This is a genomic window from Cellulomonas fimi (assembly GCF_028583725.1).
Lineage (GTDB): Bacteria > Actinomycetota > Actinomycetes > Actinomycetales > Cellulomonadaceae > Cellulomonas > Cellulomonas fimi_B.
In genome coordinates this window covers 477040-495683 of record NZ_CP110680.1, presented here as the reverse complement: position 1 = coordinate 495683, position 18644 = coordinate 477040, and the positions used below count along the sequence as shown (strand labels likewise).

The window sequence follows — 18644 nt, the reverse complement described above, 5'->3', positions numbered from 1 at the left end:
GTGCACAGCGTGGACCGCGCGTGTGCGACCCGCGTTCGACCCGACGGAGTGTCATGACGCCCACCAGATCCCGCTCGACGCGTGCCGCGCGAGCGACCACCGCCGCGATCGCCGTCGGTGCGGCGATCCTCGCGCCCACCGCCCTGTCCGCCGCCGCCGAGGACACCGGCCCCGTCGACGCGGGCATCTTCGTGGAGAAGGTCGACGGCCTGCCCGCCGACTTCGCCGCCGGCGTCGACGTGTCTTCCGTGCTGTCGCTCGAGGACAGCGGCACCGTGTTCCGCGACGCCGACGGGCAGCAGGCCGACCTGTTCGAGGTGCTCGCCGACCACGACATCACCTACGTCCGCGTGCGTGTCTGGAACGACCCGTACGACGCCGACGGGAACGGCTACGGCGGCGGGACGGTCGACGTCCCCCGTGCGGTCGAGATCGGCCGCCGCGCGACCGAGGCCGGGCTGCGCGTGCTCGTCGACTTCCACTACTCCGACTTCTGGGCCGACCCGGCCAAGGTGCACGTGCCGAAGGCGTGGGCGGACCTGACCGACGCCGAGCGCGCCGACGCCGCGGGCGACTTCACCGCCGACACGCTCGACGCGTTCTCGGCGGCCGGCGTCGACGTCGGCATGGTGCAGATCGGCAACGAGTCGAACAACGGGATCGCGGGCATCCGCTGCGAGTCCGGGAGCGCCACGGACGCGTCGTGGGCGCCGTGCGTCGCCGTCTACGAGGCCGGGTCCGCGGCCGTCCGCGCGTCCGACTACGGCGACGACGCGCTCGTCGCGCTGCACTTCACCAACCCCGAGAACGGCCGGTACGCGAGCTACGCGGGCATCCTCGACCGGGCGGGTGTCGACTACGACGTGTTCGCGAGCTCGTGGTACCCGATGTGGCACGGCTCGCTGACGAACCTCACGAGCGTCCTGAAGCACGTCGCCGACACCTACGACAAGAAGGTCATGGTGGCCGAGACGTCGTGGGCGTACACGACCGACAACGGCGACCAGCACGGCAACACGATCAACACCTCCACGACGCCCGTCTACCCGATCAGCGTCCAGGGCCAGGCCGACCTGGTGCGCGACGTGATCGCGGCCGTGCACGCCGTGGGCGACGCGGGCATCGGCGTCTTCTACTGGGAGCCCGCGTGGCTGCCCGTCGGCGGTCCGTCGGACTGGGCGTCGCAGAACGCCCTGTGGGAGCAGTTCGGCTCCGGCTGGGCGTCGAGCTACGCGGGCGCGTACGACGAGGACGCGCGCGACTGGCACGGCGGCTCCGCGTGGGACAACCAGGCGCTGTTCGCGTTCGACGGCACCCCGCTCGAGTCCCTCGACGTGTTCCGGTACGTCCGCACCGGCGCGACGACCGAGCGTGTCCCCACGTCCGTCGAGAAGCCCGTCGTCGACGTCCGCCTCGGCGACCCCGTGACGCTGCCGTCGACGATCACCGTCCGGTACAACGACGGCACGGAGGAGACCGCGTCCGTCACGTGGGGCGGCGCGCTCAGCTGGATCCGCGGGACCGGCACGTACAGCATCCCGGGCCGTACGTCGACGGGCGTCGACACGGTCGCCACGGTCCGCGTCCGCGCGGAGAACGTCGTCGTCAACGGGTCCTTCGAGGACGCCGACACGAGCATGTGGGACCTCACGTACTCGGTCGCGTCGGGCGACAACGCCATCAAGACGACGGGCAACGCGACCGACGGCACGCGCGCGGTCGCGTTCTGGGCGGGCACGCCGTTCACGGTCGACCTCAGCCAGCAGCTCACGGGCGTCCCCGCCGGCACGTACACGCTGTCGGCCACGCTGCACGGCGGCGACCAGACCGGCACCGACCTCACCATCTGGGCCTGGAACGAGACGAGCGGCACCCGGTCCACGCCCGTGTGGCTCGCAGGCTGGAACAAGCCGACGACGTTCACCGTGCCCGACGTGGTCGTCGGCGACGACGGGCTGGTGAAGGTCGGCGCGTGGCTGAGCCTCGACGCACCCGCGTGGGGCGTGATCGACAACGTGCGGCTCGAGCCGTCGGTCGCGGCCACCACGGTCGACACCGCCGCCCTGGAGGCGGCACTGGCCGACGCCGACGCGGTCGACCGTGACGCGTGGACGCCGGCGTCGCTCGCGGTGCTCGACGACGCGGTCGCGTCGGGTCGCGTGATCCTCGCGGCCGGACAGCCGACACAGCAGGACGTCGACGACGTGACCGCTCTCGTGACGGGCGCGGTCGACGGGCTGGAGCCCGCGGCGACGCCCACCCCGACGCCGACCGTCACGACCACGGCGACGCCCACGCCCTCGCACGACCCGACGGGCACGCCCACGACCACGCCGACGTCGGGCCCGACGACGACGCCCGCCCCGACCGCGTCGCCGTCGTCGGGCAGTCCGGCGATCACCGCGAGCCGGACCACGGTCCGACCCGGCGACACCGTCACCGTGACGGTCACCGGCGTCGCCGGCACGCAGGTCGAGGTCGGCGTCGCCAGCACGTACCAGCGCCTCGCGACCGTCCCGGTCGTGGGCGGCACGGCGACGGCGACGGTCACGATCCCGACGACGCTCTCGCCCGGTCTCCACCACCTGCAGGTGCGCGACGCCTCGGGAGTGGTGCTCGCGCAGGTCGAGATCCGGGTCGCGGGCGCATCGCTCGCCACGACGGGCGCTGACCTCGCGGCGCCGGTCGCGACGGGCGTGCTGCTCCTCCTGCTCGGCGGTGCGGCGGTCGTCGTCGCGACGCGGCGGCGGGCCGGCGCAGGTCGGGCGACCGCCTGACGTACGACATCCCGGCACGACGGGAGCCCCGGGTCGCGACGGCCCGGGGCTCCCGTCGTGCGGAGCACTCCCGTCGTGCGGAACGCGTCCGTCGTGCGGAGACGTCGCGGGGCACGCGGGCACGCGTGTGACCGGTGGACGGTTCACCGCACACGAGCACCGTCTCTGACGTACCGTGGGAGTGACTTCACAGCACGGGCCTCGACCGCCGACCCGGCCGGGGCCTTCGTCGTATCCGTCGAGCCAGGGCGATCCGGCGACGTGTGCCCGAGACTCCGTCGCCTCGCGCCTCGCCGCGTCCGCGCCCGGACCGACTGGACGGACAGCCCATGAGCACGACCGCCCTCCCCGCCTCGCCCGTCGACGGCTCCGCCGGCTCGCGCCGCCGCGCGGTCAGCGACTTCACCGAGCTCGCGCACGCCGTGCAGGCCGCCGGCCTCATGGCCCGCCGACCCGGCCACTACGCCGCACGCCTCTCCGGAGCGGTCGTCGCGATGGCGGGCCTCGTCGCCGCGGTCGTGCTGGTCGGCGACTCGTGGTGGCAGGTCGCGGTCGCCGTCGTCGCCGCCGTCGTCCTCACGCAGGTCGCGTTCCTCGGCCACGACGCCGCGCACCGGCAGATCTTCGCGTCGGGCCGCGCGAACACCTGGGCCAGCCTGGTCCTCGCGAACCTGTTCGTCGGCCTGAGCCACGGCTGGTGGCAGCACAAGCACACGCGCCACCACGCCAACCCGAACAAGGTCGGCACGGACCCCGACATCGACATGAAGGTCCTGTCGTTCACGCCCGAGCAGATCGCCCGGCGCGAGTCGGCGCTGTCGCGCTGGTACCTGGCCCGGCAGGGGTTCTTCTTCTTCCCGCTGCTGCTGCTCGAGGGTGTCGCGCTGCACGTCGCCGGGGTCCGGCGCGTGCTGTCGCGCGAGCCGCTGGAGCGTCGCGGCGTCGAGATCGCGCTGCTGACCGTCCGCCTCGTCGGCGCCCCTGCGCTGGTCCTCGCGGTGATGTCGCCGCTCAAGGCGCTCGTCGTCGCCGTCGTCCAGCTCGCGCTGTTCGGCTTCTACATGGGCGCGTCGTTCGCGCCCAACCACAAGGGCATGCCGCTGCTGCCCAAGGACGCGCGCGTCGACTTCCTGCGCCGCCAGGTGCTGACGAGCCGCAACATCCGCGGCGGCCGGTGGGTCGACGTGCTCATGGGCGGCCTCAACCACCAGGTCGAGCACCACCTGTTCCCGTCGATGCCCCGCGCGACGCTGCGCCGGGCGCAGCCGATCGTCCGCGCCTACTGCGAGGCGCGCGGCATCCCCTACGCGCAGGTGTCGCTGGTGCGCTCGTACCGGATGATCGTCGACCACCTCAACACCGTCGGCCGCCCGGACCGCGACCTGTTCGCCTGCCCGATCACGGCGGCCTACCGCGCCTGACCACCCACCGCCGACCGGGCGTCGATACCGTGTCGGCATGGCCGTGACGATCACCGTGCACGAGGTCCCGGCCACCCACCCCACGGCGCCCGACGTCGTCAGTGCGATCCGTGCTCGCGCTCGCGCGTTCCCCCCGTTCGACGCGTCACGCGTCGCGCGCGATCTCGACGCCGACCGACGGTGACCCCGCGCGCGGCCGCGTCCGTGCGTCGTATGAAGGGCCGCGCGCGCGTCGTTTGATAGATGTCTTGTCATATATAAGACGTGTCATCTATGGTCGGAACATGTCGCTGAAGCACGCCGTGCTCGGGTTCCTCTCGGTCGCACCGATGACGGGCTACGACCTGCGCAAGCACATGGAGGAGTCGGTCGCGCACTTCTGGCCGGCCGACCAGGCGCAGATCTACCGCACGCTCACCGTCCTGGCCGCCGACGGGCTCGTCGACGTCCGCACCATCCCGCAGGAGGGCCGCCCCGACCGGCGCGAGCACTCCATCACCCCCGCGGGCGAGGCCGAGCTCGACCGCTGGCTCGCCTCCCCCGTCGAGTACGTGCCGTCGCGCGAGTCGTTCCTCGTCCGCCTGTTCTTCGTCGGGCGCCTCGGCGTCGAGCAGGCACGCGCGGTGCTGCACGAGCGCGCCGCCGAGGCCCGCGAGCTCGTCGCCGTCCTCGAGCACACCCGCCATCTCAACGACCAGGCCCTCGCGCAGGCGGGCGGGGACGTCCCGCTCCCGATCCGCCTGCGGCTCGCCACGCTGTCCAACGGCCTGGTCCACGCCCGCGCCGAGCTCACCTGGATCGAGGACCTCCTCACCGAGCTCGACGAGGCCTGACGCCCCACCCTCTCGCCCCCCCTCTCCCCCACACGCCTGCGCGCGGCGCGCGGCGACCCGGGGTCTGTGACCGGTTCGGCAGCCGTTCCGGTCACGAGACCCGGGTCGCCTGTGTCGCTGACCCTTCGGCCGCGTGGCGGGTCCGGGGGCGGACCTCCGCACCGCATCGGCACCGCATCCGCACCGCACCGCACGAGGAGACCCGTCATGTCCACGTCCACCGCCGCACGTCCCGCCGGCACCCGTACGCCCCGACCCGCGTCGTGGCGCAACGTCACGATCTACGCCGTCGGCGTCATGGTCCTGTCCGTCCTCGGCGGGCTCGCGCTCGCCGGCGCGGAGGACAAGTCGACGAGCCCCGGCGCGCTGCTGTTCGTCCTGAGCCCGATCCTCATGGCGGTCGCGCTGCGCACGCTCGGCCGCGACGGCTGGGCCGACGCGGGCCTGGGGATCGGCCGCGAGCGCGGCTGGTACGTCTTCGGCGCGCTGTGGATCCCTGCGGCGAGCGCGGTCGCGCTGCTGGTCGGGGCCCTGACGGGCCGCGTCCACGCGGGCGACGGCGGGCTGTCGCTGTTCGGCACGCTCGTCGCGACCGGCCTGGTCGCGCGCACGCTGTTCGCGCTGTTCGAGGAGTGGGGCTGGCGCGGGTACCTGGAGCCGCGGCTCCAGGCACTCGGTGTGCGCGGGCTGCGGCGGCACCTCGCGGTCGGCGCGCTGTGGGCCGTCTGGCACGTGCCGTACATCCTCGCGATGGGCTCCGAGTACACCGACGTGCCGCTCGCGCTGCAGATCCCGCTGTTCACGGTCGCGGTCCTCGCGATGGCCGTCGTGCTCGGCGTCATGCGGGCCCGGACGGGCAGCGTGTGGCCGGCGGTCGTCGAGCACGGCCTCGCCAACGCGGTCGCGTTCGCGCTCCTCGACCCGGGCGTCGTCCGCATCGACGCACCGCTCGCCTTCGCGGCCCGTCCGGAGTCGCTCGTCGTCCTGCCGATCCTGGTCGCCACGGCCGTCGTCGTCTGGCGCCGCTGGGGACTGCGCGACTGACGTCCCGTCCGTCGTCCTGCCGATCCTGGTCGTCACGGCCGTCGTCGTCTGGCGCCGTTGGGGGCTGCGCGACTGACGTCCCGCCCGTCGCCTGTCGACCCCGCTCGCCACGGCCGTCGTCCGGCGCCGCCGGGAACCCGCGACGAGCCCCGCCGTCAGCCGGAGCGCCCGAGGCACCCGTCACAGCGCGACCGGCGCGAAGACGGGATTCGGCGCCCCCGCTGACAGCGGGCCGATCGCGAGGCACGATGCCCGGGTGACGTCGAGCACCCCGGCCCTCACCATCGACCGCGACCCGGCGGCGCCCCCCGCCGAGGACGCCGCCCCGCGCCCCGCGCTGCTGTCCGTCGACGACGACCCGGCCGTCTCCCGGGCGGTCGCGCGCGACCTGCGCCGCCGGTACGGCTCCCGCTACCGGATCGTGCGCGCCGAGTCGGGTGACGCCGCCCTGGAGGCGCTGCGCGAGCTCAAGCTGCGCGGCGAGCAGGTCGCGGTGCTGCTCGCCGACCACCGCATGCCCGGGATGACGGGCATCGAGTTCCTGGAGCAGGCGATGGACCTGTTCCCGACCGCCCGACGCATCCTGCTGACCGCGTACGCGGACACCGAGGCGGCGATCGACGCGGTCAACGTCGTCGACCTCGACCACTACCTGCTCAAGCCGTGGGCGCCGCCGGAGGAGAAGCTGTACCCGGTGATCGACGCGCAGCTCGACGCGTGGGCCGCGAGCGCGCCGGCACCGGTGCCGCAGGCGAAGGTGGTCGGGCACCGCTGGTCGGCGCGGTCGTCGGAGGTGCGGGAGTTCCTGGCGCGCAACCAGGTGTCGTACCGGTGGTTCTCGTCAGACTCGCCCGAGGGGCGCCGGCTGCTGGAGGCAGCGGGCGCGGACGAGTCGGCGGTGCCGCTCGTCGTGACGCCCGAGGGCGAGCCGCTGCGGTCGCCGGACGACGCGACGCTGGCCGCACGGGTCGGGCTGACGACGACGCCCGCGACGGACTTCTACGACCTCGTGGTCGTGGGCGGCGGGCCCGCAGGGCTGTCGGCGGCGCTGTACGGGGCGTCGGAGGGGCTGCGCACGGCGCTCATCGAGCGCGTCGCGACGGGCGGTCAGGCGGGGCAGAGCTCACGGATCGAGAACTACCTCGGCTTCCCGGACGGGGTGTCGGGCGCGCAGCTCACCGAGCGGGCGCGGCGGCAGGCGCTGCGGTTCGGCGCCGAGATCGTGCTGGCGGCGGACGTCGTCTCGCTCGAGGTCAACGGCGCCGCGCGGCACGTGCGGCTGGGCGACGGCAGCGTCGTGGGTGCGCACACCGTGCTGCTGGCGAACGGGGTCTCGTACCGCGAGCTCGACGGTCCGGGGCTCGCGGCGCTCACCGGGCGCGGCGTCTACTACGGATCGGCGCTGACCGAGGCGCCGGCGTGCACGGACCAGGACGTGTACATCGTCGGCGGCGCGAACTCGGCGGGGCAGTCGGCGATGCACCTGTCCCGCACGGCCCGCTCGGTGACGCTCGTCGTGCGCGGCGAGGGGCTGTCGGCGTCGATGTCGCACTACCTGGTCGAGCAGATCGAGGCGAACCCCAAGGTGCACGTGCGCACCTGTTGCGAGGTGGTCGAGGCGATCGGCGACGACCACCTGGAACGCCTCGTGCTGCGCGACTCGACGACGGGCGAGAAGCACGAGGTGCCGACGAGCCACCTGTTCGTGTTCATCGGCGCGGTCCCGCGTACCGACTGGCTCGACGGGACGGTCGCGCGCGACCCCCGCGGGTTCGTGCTCGCCGGACCCGACCTGCTCGACGAGGGCCGACCGCCGAGCGGCTGGCCGCTCGACCGGCCGCCCTACCACCTGGAGACCAGCCGACCCGGGGTGTTCGTCGCGGGCGACGCCCGTGCCGAGTCGGCCAAGCGCGTCGCGTCCGCCGTGGGCGAGGGAGCGATGGCGGTCATGCTCGTCCACCGGTACCTGGAGCAGCTGTGACGACCACACCCGACCGTCTGCCCTGCGACATCGCGGAGCTCCGCACGCTCTTCCTGTTCGACAAGCTCGACGACGAGCAGCTGCTGTTCCTGTGCTCGCGCGGGCACGTCGAGCGGCAGGAGCCCGGCTTCGTGTTCCGCGAGGGCGAGCCCGCCGACGCGTTCTACGTCCTGCTCGACGGGTCGCTCGCGCTGTACCGGCGGGTCGGCACGGACGACATCGAGATCAGCCGCACGTCGCAGGTCGGCGTGTACGCGGGCGCGTGGCACGCGTACCTGCAGCAGGAGGAGGCCCGCAGCTACCTGCACTCGCTGCGCGTCCTGACGCCGTCGCGGTTCTACGTGCTGCCCGCCGCGGACTTCTCCGAGGTCATGCACACGTGGTTCCCCATGGCGATGCACCTGCTGGAGGGGCTGTTCTTCGGGCAGAAGAGCATGCAGACGGCCACCGCCCAGCGGGAGCGCCTGCTCGCGCTCGGGTCGCTGTCGGCGGGCCTGACGCACGAGCTCAACAACCCGGCGTCGGCGGCGACGCGCGCGACCGCGACCCTGCGCGAGCGGGTGGCCCGGATGCGCAGCAAGCTCGCGCTCGTCGCGTCGGGTGCGTACGACCGCGACGAGCTCGTGCAGATCATCGAGCTGCAGGAGAAGGCCGTCGCCGCGCTGGAGGAGGCGCGCGGGCGCCCGCCGATGTCGGCGCTGGAGGCGTCGGACCGCGAGGACGACGTCGCGGACTGGCTCGACGACCACGGCGTCGGCGACAACTCCGAGATGGCGCACTCGTTCGTCGAGGCGGGGATCGACCCGCAGTGGCTCGAGGACCACGTCGGCGGGATCCCCGAGAACGTCGTCGCGGGCGCCGCGCACTGGCTCGGGTACACGCTCGAGACCGAGCTGCTGATGAACGAGGTCGAGGACGCGACGAGCCGCATCTCGACCCTCGTCGAGGCCGCGAAGCAGTACTCGCAGATCGGCCGCGCCCCGCAGCAGCAGGCGGACGTGCACGTCCTGCTCGACAGCACCCTCACGATGCTCGACGCGAAGCTCCAGGGCATCGACGTCGTCCGGCACTACGACCGGTCGCTGCCGCCCGTCCTCGTGCACGGCGCCGAGCTCAACCAGGTGTGGACCAACCTGATCGACAACGCGCGCCAGGCGATGGCGGACAGCGCCGAGCGCCGTCTCACGATCACCACGCGCCGCGTCGACGACTGGCTGGAGGTCGAGATCGCCGACACCGGTCCCGGCATCCCGCCCGAGATCGTCGACCGCGTCTTCGAGCCGTTCTTCACCACCAAGCCCGTCGGGTCCGGCACCGGGCTCGGCCTCGACATCTCGTGGCGGATCGTCGTCGGCAAGCACCACGGCGACCTCCGCGTGACGTCGCAGCCCGGCGACACCCGCTTCCTCGTCCGCCTGCCCCTCACCCCACCGGAGGCCTCGTGAGCATCGACGTCGACACCACCGTCCCGCCGAGCGGCACCGGCTGCGCCGAGTGCGAGGCCGACGGCGGGTGGTGGGTGCACCTGCGCCGCTGCGCGCACTGCGGCCACGTCGGCTGCTGCGACACGTCCCCCGCGCAGCACGCGACCGCGCACTGGCGCGAGACGGGCCACCGCTACATGCGCTCGTTCGAGCCCGGTGAGTCGTGGTGGTGGGACTACGAGGAGAACGCCCCGGTGGACGGACCGGACCTCGCCCCGCCCGAGTCCCGGCCCGACGCGCAGCGCCCGCCGGCCCCCCGCGACCGTGTGCCGGAGAACTGGCGCGACCTCATCCACTGATCCGACGCTCCGCCAGCGGCGGTCCGGTCAGGACGTGCGCACCGCCGTGCCCGCACCGGGGCCGGCTGCCTCGATGTGCTGCTGGAGCAGGTCGAGGTCCGCGCCGGGGAAGAGCGCCGCGGGCAGCGCCGCGAGCATGCGACCGTGCCGGTGCTGCAGCACCACGACGTCCTCGCGCCGGGTCACGGCGCGGTAGGCCGCGTACGACGTCGACGACGATCCCAGCGGACCGTCCACCCACAGCGCGTCGGAGGTGACGGCCGCGCGGAACACGCTCCCGGGCGGGATCGCCCGGCCGAACTGGCGACGCATCTGCCAGCCCAGGACGGCCGGCAGGACGACCACCACCAGCAGACCCGCGACGAGCCCGACGAGGACGGCGACCGGGTCGAAGTCGGCGACCACGAGCAGGCCGACGACAGCGAGCAGGACGGCCGCGACGACGACGAGCATGCGCCGCGTCCAGAACGCCTGCCGCACGAGGACGCGGGACACGCGTGCGACGTACCCCGCGTCGGACGTCCACTCCCGGACCGGCGTCGCGGGGTCGTCGGGCGGGGGCAGCAGCGGGTCCACGCCCGGATCGTAGGGCTGCCGCCGGCCGGTCGGGGCGGGTTCGCCGCGACGCCACCCGGACGACCGAGCGCCCGGGACCTGGTCGGGGTCCCGGGCGCCCGGGCCGCCGGAGGAGGAGGTCCGGCGGCGTGGCCGGCGGAGGGGTGCCGGCCGGGTGGGTCGGACGCTCCTATGGATCGTCAAGCCGGTTGTGGGCCGTGTTCGAGCTGTCGAAACAGGTCGCGGGCGATGTAGCGCTTGAGGCAGCGGCGGATCTCGCGGTCGGTCTTGCCCTGCGCGCGGCGGCGTTCGATGTAGTCGCGTGTGGGCTGGTGGTAGCGGGTGCGGGACAGGGCGATGACGTGCAGGGCGCGGTTGAGCTGGCGGTCACCGGTCCGGTTGAGGCGGTGGCGGGTGCGCAGCCCGGAGGAGGCGGGGATGGGTGCGGTGCCGGCGAGCATCGCGAACGCGGCCTCGGATCGGATCCGGCCCGGGTGGGACCAGCTGGTCAGGACCTGGGCGGCGACGATCACCCCGACGCCGGGCGCCTCGAGCAGGTCCGGGCGCCAGGCCCGCACGATCACGGCCATGGCCTGTTCGTGCCCGCGGGCCTCGGCTTGCAGCGTGATCACGCGTCGGGCCAGGGCGCGCAGCACCGTGGCGGTCGTCGCGGTGTGGCCGTCCCAGGCGGGCCGTGCGCGCAGCCGTGCGGCGGTCGTGGTCATCGTTGCCGTCGACCGGCCGCGGAATGCCGCCCGCAGGACCTCCGGGGCGGCGACCACCAGCGCGTGCAGCTGACGTTGCGCGAGCGTGGCGGCCTCGACCGCGGAGCGACGCGCGGCCATCAACGCGGCCAGGTGGGCGCGCGGCCCGTCGGTCTTGACCTGTGCCAGGTGCTGGCGCCCCAACGCCTCCCGGGCCGCGCGGGCCGCGTCCAACGAGTCGGACTTCGCGCCATGGCGACGCGCCGCACGAGCCGGCCGGTCGAGCTCGATGACCTGCTCACCAGCGGCGCACAGGTGGCGGGCCAGGCCAGCGCCATAGCCCCCGGCGCCTTCCAACGCCCACACCCGCGCGCCACCGTGGCCGCCAGCCCACCGCAGCAGCTGGTCGTAGCCGGCCGGGTCGGTCGCGACCGTGACCTCGGCCAACACCCCACCGGTGGTCGCGGCCACGACCGCGGCGGTGTGCGTGTGCTTGTGAGTGTCGACCCCGATGACGACGTCGACGAGTTCGGCAAGACTGGGCATCGCGTTCATCTCCTTGAACCGGGGGAACGTAGGTTCCGGTCCGGTCGGAGACGGCAGGACTGTGACGGGACACGCACCGCTGCAACGGTGCGGTCAAGCTCCTGATCAGGCCAGCAACTCCGGTCGGGCCGGGGCCGGCAACCACACGCGGACAAGTCCGCTCCAAGGCACGAGACCAGTCAGACGAAGGGTCACACGCGCAGTCACCGAGCCACAGCCCACCGCACCCATCAAGGCTGCGTCGAGATCCTCACAGTCAGTCGAGCATCGCGACGACCTGCTCGGCCTGGTGCGTGAGCGCGACGCGGGCGCCGTCGGAGACCGTCGAGACCCGCGACCGCGGCGTGAGCGCCGTGACGAACGCCTCGAGCGACTTCACGGCGACCTTCTCGTTGCCGTGGTCGGCCGCCACGTCGGCGGTCTTGACGGCGGCGAGCAGGACGGCGGCGACGGGTCCGCGGATCTCGCGGGCGTCGATCCGTGCCTTCACGGCGGACTCCAGGGCGTCGATGCTGCCGGGCGCCCAGAAGTCCGCGACGGGCACCTGTGTGTAGTCGGTGTCGGACGCGAGGTAGAAGCCGGGGTACGACGGCTGGTTGTACGTCGTCTGCTGGCGCGCGACCTCGGCCCGGTACTGCGGGTCGTGCATGAGGGTCGCGAGCTTGTGGCTCGTCACCTCGGTGGACACGAAGACCCGGATCGCCGAGGAGTCGGCGGTGCGGACGAGGAGCTCCTCGCGCCAGTCGCCGAGGACGTCGGCGACGAGCGACGGGTTGCCCTTGGTGCCGTTGTTCGCACGGGTGCCGGTCGCGGTGAGCAGGCGGCCGCGGTTCCAGTCGTCGATCGTGACGTCCTGGTCGCCGGACCCGTTGACGATCTGCGTGGTGCCGTCCGCGGCCCACCGGATCGACTGGTTGGTGCCGGGGATCGGACCGGGCGTGAGCACGCCCGCCGCCGAGTACAGGCCGAGCGAGTTCGAGCCGCCGGGCAGCGACGCCCACGCCTCCAGGCCACGCGTGCCGGGCAGCACGTCGCCGACCATCGAGCGGCCGGTGTCGCGGCCGGAGTAGACGCCGAACAGGACCTCGCCCGTCGCGGCGTCGCGCATCGCCATGCCGTAGGGCGCGAACGTGCCGCCCTCGTGCGCGGTGAAGATCTCCAGGCCGGGGCGGTCGGGGTCGATGTCGGTCACGTGCATCGCGTCGCCGTGGCCCAGGCGGACGTTCGCCCCCGGGTCCGCGCTGCCCGCGGGCAGCGTGTCGAACGACGAGTACAGCAGCGAGCCGTCGTCGTCGATCGTCGCGGCGCCGTAGACGAGCTCGTGGCGGCCGTCGGCGTCGACGTCGGCCACCGACAGCGAGTGGAAGCCCTGCGTCGTGATCGTGCCGAACTCGGGGTCGGTCCCGTCGCGCCCGTGCGGGCCGTCGTTGAACGGGTTGGTCAGCGGCACGTGACCCGAGTCGACGTACCACCGCTCCTGGAGCTTCTTGCCGTCCCAGTCGTACGCGACGACGGTCGTGCGCGTGTAGTAGCCGCGCGCGAACACCGCCGACGGGGTCTTCCCGTCGAAGTAGCCGACGCCGGACAGGAACCGGTCGACGCGGTTGCCGGGCTCGATGCGGGCCATCGCGTAGTCGCCCCACAGCAGGCCGTCGTCGTCGCGGCCCGGCTTGTAGTCGACGGTCTGGAGCTCCTTGCCGGTGTCGCCGGCGAAGACCGTGAGGTACTCGGGGCCGTCGACGATGAAGCCCTCGAAGTTGCGCAGCACGTTGCGCGCGCTGCGGCTCGGCGCGTAGACGTCCATGAAGTAGTCGGTGAGCGCGCGGGCGTCGGCGTCGGACAGCGGGTAGGTGTACTGCGGCGCGATGCCGAAGGCCTCCTCGAGGGTCGCGGGCCACTGCCCGGACGTGACCTCGGGCCGGTCGGCCCAGCCGCGGAACATCGCGACGACGTGCTCGTAGTACCCCTGCTTGCTGAGCCGGTAGTCGACGGTGTCGGTGACGCCGGCCTTGCGGTCGTCCTTCGGGATGCTGATGTACTTCTCCGATTTCACCGAGCCGTCGGTGCGGTACGTCGTGATCTTCGAGCCCGGTGCCGTCTTCATCATGAGCTCGGCCTTGCCGTCGCCGTCGAAGTCGTAGACGGGGAACTGCGTGTAGTGCGCGCCGGCGCGGATGTTGACGCCGAGGTCGATGCGCCACAGCTGCGTGCCGTCGAGCTCGTACGCGTCGACGTACACGTTGCCCGTGTACCCGATCTGGCTGACGTCCTTGGAGTTCGACGGGTCCCACTTGACGACGTACTCGTAGGCGCCGTCGCCGTCGACGTCCGCGACGCTCATGTCGTTCGCGGAGTACGTGTAGGCCTCACCGACGGGCGTGACGCCGTCGGCGGGCTTGTGCAGGGGGAGGTCGACCGACGCCTGCGCCCACGGCGTGGCGTCGGTGCCGTCGACCTCGACCCCGTCGACGACCGCCGCGACGCGGTAGCGGGACGTCGCGGTGCCGGCGGCGTCGAGGTAGTTGGTGGAGTCGGAGACGGTGGCGATCTTCGTGCCGTCGCGGTAGACGGCGAAGTCGGGGCCGGTCTGGCCGGTGGCGGTGGCACCCGTGACCTCGGGGGCGAGCAGGCGCCACGACAGGAAGACGCCCTGGCCGGTGGTCGCGGCGACGAGGCCGCGGTCGAGCCGCTCGAGCGTGAGGCGGTCGGGCCCGTCGTGCTTCCCGCCCTGCGCACCCGTCGCGGGCGCCCCGGGGGCGGCGACGGACGGCACGGCGAGGCAGCCGACGAGCAGGGCTGCGGTCCCGGTGGCTGCCGCGAGGCGGCCGTGGAGACGGGGAAGACTCATCCTTGAATCCTTTCAAAGCGCTAGGGCTCCCCGGACGGCAAGAGCGGCCGGGGCGCCGTTGCCCCAGGCCTGTCCGCGACCGTACCCCGGCAGTCCGTCCCGGTTGAAGCCCCGACGGGCGATTCGACGGATACTGCGGGTGGGAGCGTCACCACGCTGCGGAAACCGCTGTCCGCCGCGCATCCGGTCGGCCCCGACCGGTCCGCGACCGCGCGTCGACCCGTCGGGCCCTCCACGCACGACGTGCCCGCCGCGTGCCCGTCGTGCACACATCCGGCACCGGTCGCCCGGAATCGCGCGACGTGCCGTACGGTGGAGGGGTAGTCGCAGTTGTCATCACCGCCGCGGGGCGACCCCGGCACGACGTTCTCGAGAATCTCTCGGCAGCGGACGGACGACACACCGTGATTCACCGGTCCCGGACACCCGGGGTTGTCTAGCACCACACACCGACAGAGAAGAGAGCATCATGCCCCTGGGCACCGTGAAGTGGTTCAACGCCGAGAAGGGCTTCGGCTTCATCGCCCCCGACGACGGCGGCCCCGACGTCTTCGCGCACTACTCCGCCATCGCGAGCAGCGGCTACCGCTCGCTCGAGGAGAACCAGAAGGTGCAGTTCGACGTCACGCAGGGCCCCAAGGGCCCGCAGGCCTCGAACATCACGCCGGCCTGACCCAGCGCCGCACCTGACCGGGCGCCCCAGCACGACTGTGCCGGGGCGCCCGCGTCGTACCCGGGCGCGGTCGCCGACCGCCGCGCACTCCTGCCCGTTCCCCCCCGCACGCGACCGGCCCCGCACGGGGCAGAGACGGACCACCGTGACCCAGACCAGCCCCGCCGGCCCCGCCGGCTCCCGCGCAGGCACTCTCACCGCCGAGCGCCCCCACCCCACCAGCAGCTTCACCGCGCTGACCCGCACCATCCAGGAGGCCGGGTACATGCGCCGCCGCTACGGCTTCTACGCCGCGCGGCTCAGCGGCGCCGTCGTCGCCGTCGCGGGCCTCGTCGCCGGCATCGTGCTCCTCGGTGACTCCTGGTGGCAGGTCGCCGTCGCGGCCGTCGCCGCCGTGGTGTTCACCCAGATCGCGTTCCTCGGCCACGACGCCGCGCACAAGCAGATCTTCCGCTCCGGCCGCGCCAACGACTGGGCCAGCCTCGTGCTCGCCGACCTGTTCGTCGGGCTGTCCTACGGCTGGTGGCAGCGCAAGCACACCCGGCACCACGCCAAGCCGAACCAAGTCGACGCCGACCCGGACATCGACCTCCCCGTGCTGTCGTTCACGCCCGGCGACGTCGAGAAGCGCCGCTCCCCGCTCGCCCGCTGGTTCCTCGCGCGGCAGGGCTGGTTCTTCTTCCCGCTGCTCCTGCTCGAAGGCCTCGACCTGCACGTGTCGAGCGTCAAGCGGCTCACCCAGCCCGGCCCGATGCAGCGCCGGTGGGTCGAGGCTCTGTTCCTCACCGTCCGCCTCGGCGGTTGGCTCGCACTCGTCCTCGCCGTGATGTCGCCCGGCAAGGCCGCCGTGTTCCTCGCCGTCCAGCTCGGGCTCTTCGGTCTCTACATGGGCGCGTCGTTCGCGCCCAACCACAAGGGCATGCCGCTGGTCCCCAAGGACTCGCGCATCGACTTCCTGCGCCGCCAGGTGCTGACCAGCCGCAACATCCGCGGCGGGCGCTGGCTCGACGTCGTCATGGGCGGGCTCAACCACCAGGTCGAGCACCACCTGTTCCCGTCGATGCCGTCGATCAGCCTGCGCCGCGTCGCGCCGATCGTCCGCGAGTACTGCGCGACCCACCAGATCCCCTACACGCAGGTGTCCCTGGCCAGGTCGTACGCCATCGTGGTGCGTCACCTCAACACCGTCGGGCTCGCCGACCGTGACCCCTTCGTGTGCCCGATGGTGGCGGCCCACCGGGTCTGACCCGTCCGTCCTCGTCTGACCGGGTGAGACGGTGCGAAGAAGGGCAGTGCCACGGAGGGCTCTCTCGCGTACCCTCTTCCCGTAGTCGCGTTGCCTCGCTTGTCACGTTCGCCGTCAGGACCCCTGCCGGTGTCGGACGACGACCACCGTGATCACCGGTCCCGGTCTTCGGGGTTGTCAGTACCGCACGTGAGAAGAGAGAGAACATGCCTGTCGGCACCGTGAAGTGGTTCAACGCGGAGAAGGGCTTCGGCTTCATCGCCCCCGAGGACGGCGGACCCGACGTCTTCGCGCACTACTCGGCCATCCAGACGAGCGGCTACCGCTCGCTCGAGGAGAACCAGAAGGTGCAGTTCGACGTGACGCAGGGCCCCAAGGGCCCGCAGGCGTCGAACATCACGCCCCTCTGATCGTCTCCCCACAGACGCTCTGAGCACGAGGCCCCGGTCGCAGCAGCGGCCGGGGCCTCGTCGTGTCCGCCGCCGTCAGCCGGTCGTCCCGTCCACGTACAACCAGCGGCCGCCCTCGCGCACGAACCGGCTCGTCTCGTGCAGCGCGCCGCGCACCCCGCCCTCGCGGTAGCGGGCGACGAACTCCACCACGCCCGCGTCGTCGAACGGGCCGCCCGCCGACGTCGACCGCACCTCCAGCGAGCGCCACTCGACGTCGTCGTCGAGCACGAGCGCGCGCGGGCGCGTCGAGACGTGCCACGTCTCCCGCAGGTAGGCCGCGTCACCCACCGCGAACGCCGTGAACCGCGAGCGCATCAACGCCTCCGCCGTCGGCGCCGCGCGCCCGTCGAGCAGCGGACCGCAGCACTCCCCCAGGGTCAGGCCGGTGCCGCACGGGCAGCGGGCGTCGTCGGCGGGACGCGTCGTGGTCATGCACCGGGGATATCACCCCGCGCGCCCGTTGTCCCCGCCCGGCCCGAGGGCTAGGACGGGAGGACCGGTCCGCGCACCGGGGCGACGGGCCGAGCCCCGCGGGACCCACCGGTGGGGCGACGAGACCGGGGGGCGGTCCGCATGCTGCGTCGACGACTCCTGACGGCCCTCGCGGCCGCCGTCCTGCTGCCCGCGGCGCTCGTCGTCGCACCGGCCGGGGCGGCGCCGCCCGCGGTGACGCACGGCGGGCACGGGCGACCGCACGTCGTCGACCTGGGCTCGCTGGGCGGTGCGCACACCGTGCCGCTCGCGGTGAACGCGCGCGGGCACGTCGTCGGGCGTTCCCTCACGGCCGACGGGCGCTGGCACGCGTTCTCCTGGCAGCACGGGCGGATGACCGACCTCACGCCGACCGCCGACAGCGCCGCGGCGCTCGACGTGAACGACCGCGGGCAGGTCGTCGTGCAGGTCACCGACCTCGCGGGCGGGCCGCCCACGTCGGAGCTGCGTTCCCGGCGGGGCACCGAGCCGCTCGGCGAGGTTGCGGCACAGCAGGTGAACGCGAAGGGCCAGGTCTCCGGGAGCGTCCTGACGTTCGACGGCGACTTCAGCTCGAACCCGTTCGTCTGGACGCGTGGCACCCGCGTCGACCTCGGCCCCGTGCCGGGCTTCGCCGGGCCGAGCAGCCGGCTCGTCGACCTGGACGACCGCGGGCGGGTGCTGGGCATCGGGCTCGGCCCGGAGAGCTTCGAGCTCGGCTACCTGTGGTCGGCGGGCACGTTCACACCGATCGGCGACCCGTTCGTCTTCGGCGGCAACGCCGTCGTCGACCTGTCGGACTCGGGCTGGGTGCTGGGCACGGCGTACGAGGGCGGGCCGTTCCTGTGGCGGGCGGGTGTGCAGACGTGGCTCGGCCTGCCGCCGGGGATCGGCGAGGCGCTGCCCGTGGCCGTCGACGAGCACGGGCACGCCGTCCTGAACCTGCGGTCCGACGCGTCCGGGACCGAGCGCGCGCACCTCTGGGACGGCACGCGGTACGTCCCGCTCGGCCCTGCGGACGCGGCGACCCACGCGACCGCCCTCGACGACCACCACCGCGTCGTCGGCTCGTTCACGCCGGCGTCGGACCCGTCGCGCACGAGCGCGTTCCTGCTCGACGGCGGCCGTTTCGTCGACCTCGGCGCCGGCATCGACGGGGCCGTCACCGCGCAGGCGGTCGCCGGCCGGTACGTCATGGGCACCGTCCTGGCCCCTGACGGCTCGACGCACGCCCTGCGCTGGACGCTCCGCTGACGCCCGGAGGCGATCGGCGGAGCGGGTGACGTGCCGACCGGGAACCCCGGTGGTGG

General features: G+C 73.3%; 16 protein-coding genes. 12 read left to right on the top strand and 4 right to left on the bottom strand.

Going from position 1 to position 18644, the window contains the following annotated elements; genetic code table 11:
- Positions 1-53: 53 nt before the first annotated feature.
- The 8 genes from OOT42_RS02265 to OOT42_RS02230 all read left to right on the top strand — a co-directional run bounded on the left by OOT42_RS02265 (position 54) and on the right by OOT42_RS02230 (position 9839).
- Positions 54-2777: a glycosyl hydrolase 53 family protein gene (locus OOT42_RS02265; RefSeq protein ID WP_273653343.1), complete on the top strand. Its 2724-nt coding sequence runs from the start codon at positions 54-56 to the stop codon at positions 2775-2777.
- Positions 2778-3106: 329 nt separating this feature from the next.
- On the top strand, positions 3107-4198 hold the full coding sequence (locus OOT42_RS02260; protein ID WP_273653342.1) for a fatty acid desaturase family protein: 1092 nt from the start codon (positions 3107-3109) through the stop codon (positions 4196-4198).
- Between the two features lie 37 nt (positions 4199-4235).
- On the top strand, positions 4236-4382 hold the full coding sequence (locus tag OOT42_RS02255; protein ID WP_273653341.1) for a hypothetical protein: 147 nt from the start codon (positions 4236-4238) through the stop codon (positions 4380-4382).
- Positions 4383-4482: 100 nt separating this feature from the next.
- A complete protein-coding gene (locus tag OOT42_RS02250) occupies positions 4483-5031 on the top strand; it encodes a PadR family transcriptional regulator (protein WP_273653340.1) in 549 nt (182 codons plus the stop codon).
- A 207-nt stretch (positions 5032-5238) separates the two neighbouring features.
- Positions 5239-6075, top strand: a complete 837-nt coding sequence (locus OOT42_RS02245; RefSeq protein ID WP_273653339.1) for a CPBP family intramembrane glutamic endopeptidase — start codon at positions 5239-5241, stop codon at positions 6073-6075.
- Positions 6076-6331: 256 nt separating this feature from the next.
- Positions 6332-8056 (top strand): FAD-dependent oxidoreductase, encoded by a 1725-nt coding sequence (locus OOT42_RS02240; RefSeq protein WP_273653338.1) that lies wholly within the window; start codon positions 6332-6334, stop codon positions 8054-8056.
- Positions 8053-9501, top strand: a complete 1449-nt coding sequence (locus OOT42_RS02235) for an ATP-binding protein (RefSeq protein ID WP_273653337.1) — start codon at positions 8053-8055, stop codon at positions 9499-9501. Before OOT42_RS02240 ends, OOT42_RS02235 begins: the two co-directional genes overlap by 4 nt.
- A complete protein-coding gene (locus OOT42_RS02230; RefSeq protein WP_273653336.1) occupies positions 9498-9839 on the top strand; it encodes a UBP-type zinc finger domain-containing protein in 342 nt (113 codons plus the stop codon). Before OOT42_RS02235 ends, OOT42_RS02230 begins: the two co-directional genes overlap by 4 nt.
- Positions 9840-9866: 27 nt before the next feature.
- On the opposite strand, the gene OOT42_RS02225 is transcribed toward OOT42_RS02230, so the two are convergent.
- The 3 genes from OOT42_RS02225 to OOT42_RS02215 form a co-directional block, all read right to left on the bottom strand.
- Entirely contained in the window at positions 9867-10415 is a 549-nt protein-coding gene (locus OOT42_RS02225) for a hypothetical protein (protein WP_273653335.1), read from the bottom strand.
- Between the two features lie 179 nt (positions 10416-10594).
- Positions 10595-11653, bottom strand: a complete 1059-nt coding sequence (locus OOT42_RS02220) for an IS110 family transposase (RefSeq protein WP_273653334.1) — start codon at positions 11651-11653, stop codon at positions 10595-10597.
- Positions 11654-11900: 247 nt separating this feature from the next.
- Entirely contained in the window at positions 11901-14492 is a 2592-nt protein-coding gene (locus OOT42_RS02215) for a rhamnogalacturonan lyase (protein WP_273653333.1), read from the bottom strand.
- Positions 14493-14961: 469 nt separating this feature from the next.
- Here OOT42_RS02215 and OOT42_RS02210 point away from each other — a divergent pair, with 469 nt between their 5' ends.
- The 3 genes from OOT42_RS02210 to OOT42_RS02200 all read left to right on the top strand — a co-directional run bounded on the left by OOT42_RS02210 (position 14962) and on the right by OOT42_RS02200 (position 16821).
- On the top strand, positions 14962-15165 hold the full coding sequence (locus tag OOT42_RS02210; protein WP_124341269.1) for a cold-shock protein: 204 nt from the start codon (positions 14962-14964) through the stop codon (positions 15163-15165).
- Between the two features lie 145 nt (positions 15166-15310).
- The gene (locus tag OOT42_RS02205; protein ID WP_273653332.1) at positions 15311-16411 is read left to right on the top strand and encodes a fatty acid desaturase family protein; all 1101 of its coding nucleotides are present in this window, start codon (positions 15311-15313) and stop codon (positions 16409-16411) included.
- Positions 16412-16617: 206 nt separating this feature from the next.
- Positions 16618-16821, top strand: coding sequence for a cold-shock protein (locus OOT42_RS02200; RefSeq protein ID WP_124341270.1), 204 nt, complete (start codon positions 16618-16620; stop codon positions 16819-16821).
- Between the two features lie 75 nt (positions 16822-16896).
- Here OOT42_RS02200 and OOT42_RS02195 read toward each other — a convergent pair whose 3' ends face one another.
- Entirely contained in the window at positions 16897-17295 is a 399-nt protein-coding gene (locus OOT42_RS02195; protein WP_273653331.1) for a YchJ family protein, read from the bottom strand.
- Positions 17296-17436: 141 nt separating this feature from the next.
- Here OOT42_RS02195 and OOT42_RS02190 point away from each other — a divergent pair, with 141 nt between their 5' ends.
- Entirely contained in the window at positions 17437-18588 is a 1152-nt protein-coding gene (locus tag OOT42_RS02190; protein WP_273653330.1) for a hypothetical protein, read from the top strand.
- Positions 18589-18644: the final 56 nt, after the last annotated feature.